Below are 253 nucleotides of genomic sequence, written 5' to 3'. Positions count from 1 at the left end.
AGTCCGATTATGAATAGGAAAAGCAAAAGTACCTTGTTCTAATCGCTTGTGATATAACACAAAACCACCTGTTTCCCAGTGTAAGAGTTTCATCTGATTACAGCGACGATTGATAAAGACATAGACACTACCATTGTGAGCTACTTGATTTAGCTCGTTTTGAACAAGACCACATAGACTATCGAAACTCTTGCGCATATCACAAGCTGATTTATACAAGTAGAATTGATGGCTACTACTCAGACTAAACATT

At 37.2% G+C, this 253-nt stretch carries 1 protein-coding gene; it reads right to left on the bottom strand.

Annotation, left to right across the window (positions count from 1 at the left end):
• Positions 1–252: IS66 family insertion sequence element accessory protein TnpB (tnpB, locus tag GOQ24_RS08705; protein ID WP_160340063.1), on the bottom strand; the 252-nt coding region annotated here is incomplete at its 3' end.
• Position 253 lies beyond the last annotated feature (1 nt).

This window comes from Myroides sp. LoEW2-1 (assembly GCF_009767705.1).
Taxonomy (GTDB): Bacteria; Bacteroidota; Bacteroidia; order Flavobacteriales; family Flavobacteriaceae; genus Flavobacterium; species Flavobacterium album_A.
Note: the sequence above shows the minus strand (reverse complement) of the source record. Positions and strands in the feature narration are given on the sequence as shown.